The sequence below is a fragment of the Mesorhizobium sp. M4B.F.Ca.ET.089.01.1.1 genome (assembly GCF_004022605.1).
In the GTDB taxonomy this organism is placed as follows: domain Bacteria; phylum Pseudomonadota; class Alphaproteobacteria; order Rhizobiales; family Rhizobiaceae; genus Mesorhizobium; species Mesorhizobium abyssinicae.
In genome coordinates, this window is record NZ_RZOS01000636.1 from 1 (window position 1) to 2,522 (window position 2,522).

Genomic DNA, 2,522 nt, shown 5'->3' on the forward strand with positions numbered 1-2,522 from the left:
CTTGAGGCCAAGGCCGGTGATGGCGCGGACTTCCTTGATGACGTTGATCTTCTGGGCGCCGGCGTCGGCGAGAACGACGTCGAATTCCGTCTTCTCTTCGGCCGGAGCAGCGGCAGCGGCACCAGCGCCGCCAGCAGCGGCAACCGCCACCGGAGCGGCAGCCGAAACGCCCCACTTCTCTTCCAGGAGCTTCGACAGCTCAGCCGCCTCGAGGACGGTCAGCTTCGAAAGGTCGTCTACGATCTTTGCGAGATCAGCCATTTGCATATTCCTTCGTAAGGTTCGAACGTGTGTTTGTGATAGCGAGGAACGGCCTCATGCCGCCTCGTCCTTCCGGGCGTAAGCGCCGATGACGCGCGCGACCGAAGCCGCGGGTGCATTGACGATCTGGGCGATCCGGGTTGCCGGCGTGGCGATCATGCCAACCAGCTTGGCGCGCAGCTCGTCGAGCGACGGAAGTGTGGCGAGTGCCTTCACACCGTCGGCGTTGAGCGAGGTGGTGCCCATTGCGCCGCCGAGAATGACGAGCTTGTCATTTCCCTTGGCGAAATCGGACGCGACCTTCGGCGCCGCAATCGGATCCTCCGAATAGGCGATCAGCGTCTGTCCCTTGAACAGGTCGATGATCGATGCGGAGTCCGTGCCCTGAAGAGCGATTTTGGCGAGACGGTTCTTCGCGACTTTGACGGTGCCACCGGCGGCGCGCATTTTCGACCGAAGGTCGTTCATTTGCGCGACGGTGATACCGGCGTAGTGGGCCACGACGACTGAACCAGCGCTCGAAAACGCATCATTCAGGCCCGTGACGAGTTCGCGTTTTTCCGCTCTGTCCACTGCCTATCTCCAGTTGACCCCTGCCCCATCGATGGGAACATTCCCATTTAGAGGACAGGCGTCGGGTTGCCTTTTTGCCGGCCGGGCCATCCAGTAACGGATCTCCCGAACGACGCTCGAGGATCCTGCCCCCTTTCGCCACACCGACGGCAAGCCGACGGTGCGCAGACAAAAGGCAAACACGGTTCGAACCTTTCATCGGAGCCTTGGCTCCTTTGTCGGGTCTTCACCCGTCTCATGCAGGCCCACATGAATTAAGGCTGTTGGGCCGCCTGCAATCTCGGACAGGATGTCCGGAAGCCTTTCGGCTTCCGGTACCGGGCCGCCAACCAGTCGGAGGCCCGGAATTCTTTGCGGATCAGCCGGTTAGCGGCCGATCGGAAGGGTTCGTATCAGGACGCGGCGAGCGTCGCGATGTCGAGCTTGAGGCCAGGGCCCATCGTCGAGGTGACCGACACCTTCTTGACGTAGTTGCCCTTGGCGCCGGACGGCTTGGCCTTGTTCACCGCATCGGCGAAGGCACGCACATTCTCTTCCAGCGCCTTGACGTCGAACGAAACCTTGCCGACGCCGGCCTGGACGATGCCGGCCTTCTCGACGCGGAACTCGACGGCGCCACCCTTCGAGGCCTTGACGGCCGCGGCGACATCGGGGGTCACCGTGCCGACCTTCGGGTTCGGCATCATGCCGCGCGGGCCGAGCACCTTACCCAGACGGCCGACGAGCGGCATCATGTCCGGCGTCGCGATGCAGCGATCGAAATCGATCGTGCCCTTCTGGACGATGTCGACCAGATCCTCGGCGCCGACGATGTCAGCACCGGCGGCCTTGGCTTCCTCGGCCTTGTCGCCGCGCGCGAACACGGCAACGCGCACCGAGCGGCCGGTGCCGTTCGGCAGGTTGACCACGCCGCGGACCATCTGGTCGGCATGGCGCGGGTCGACGCCGAGATTCATCGCGACTTCGATGGTCTCGTCGAACTTGACCGAAGACCGCTCCTTGAGCAGCTTCAGCGCTTCAGTGAGCGCGTAGGACTTGTTCGGATCGATGCCTTCGCGGGTCTTGGCGATACGCTTTGCAATCTTAGCCATGATCTCAGCCCACCACTTCCAGGCCCATCGAGCGGGCGGAGCCCTCGACCATGCGCATGGCCGCTTCGACGTCGTTTGCGTTCAGGTCCTTCATCTTCTGCTCGGCGATCGCGCGCACCTTGTCGCGGCTGATCGTGCCGGCCTTGACCTTGCCCGGCTCCTTCGAGCCCGACTTCAGGTTCGCGGCCTTCTTCAGGAAGTAGCTCACCGGCGGCGTCTTCATGACGAAGGTGAACGACTTGTCCTGGTAGTAGGTGATGACGACCGGGATCGGCGAACCCTTCTCCAGTTCCTGGGTCTGCGCGTTGAACGCCTTGCAGAACTCCATGATGTTGATGCCGCGCTGACCAAGCGCCGGGCCGATCGGGGGCGACGGCGTGGCCGAACCCGCGGCAACCTGGAGCTTGAGCTGGCCTGCAACTTTCTTAGCCATCTCTATTCCTGCCTTTTCTCATGCCGGCCCCACTTTCTGGGAAACACCGGCGGTTGCAGTCTGGTGGTGCGGCTCCCGCGGCCGGCTAAGCCGCGTTCGCCTCCCACCCGTTCATGGCCGCGCGACCTTCGCGCCGCCTCCCTGCCACCGAACCGGCGCAGGGC

Annotated in this window: 4 protein-coding genes; all 4 read right to left on the reverse strand. The window is 63.5% G+C overall.

Features of this window, described 5'->3' with window-relative positions; genetic code table 11:
• On the reverse strand, positions 1–261 hold a 261-nt coding region (gene rplL, locus EN780_RS31950), incomplete at its 3' end, for a 50S ribosomal protein L7/L12 (RefSeq protein WP_128276265.1).
• 54 nt (positions 262–315) lie between these two features.
• Positions 316–834, reverse strand: a complete 519-nt coding sequence (gene rplJ / locus EN780_RS31955) for a 50S ribosomal protein L10 (protein ID WP_127286434.1) — start codon at positions 832–834, stop codon at positions 316–318.
• Between the two features lie 392 nt (positions 835–1,226).
• Positions 1,227–1,925: a 50S ribosomal protein L1 gene (gene rplA, locus EN780_RS31960; RefSeq protein WP_127286435.1), complete on the reverse strand. Its 699-nt coding sequence runs from the start codon at positions 1,923–1,925 to the stop codon at positions 1,227–1,229.
• A gap of 4 nt (positions 1,926–1,929) precedes the next feature.
• Positions 1,930–2,358: a 50S ribosomal protein L11 gene (rplK, locus tag EN780_RS31965; protein WP_095765524.1), complete on the reverse strand. Its 429-nt coding sequence runs from the start codon at positions 2,356–2,358 to the stop codon at positions 1,930–1,932.
• Positions 2,359–2,522 lie beyond the last annotated feature (164 nt).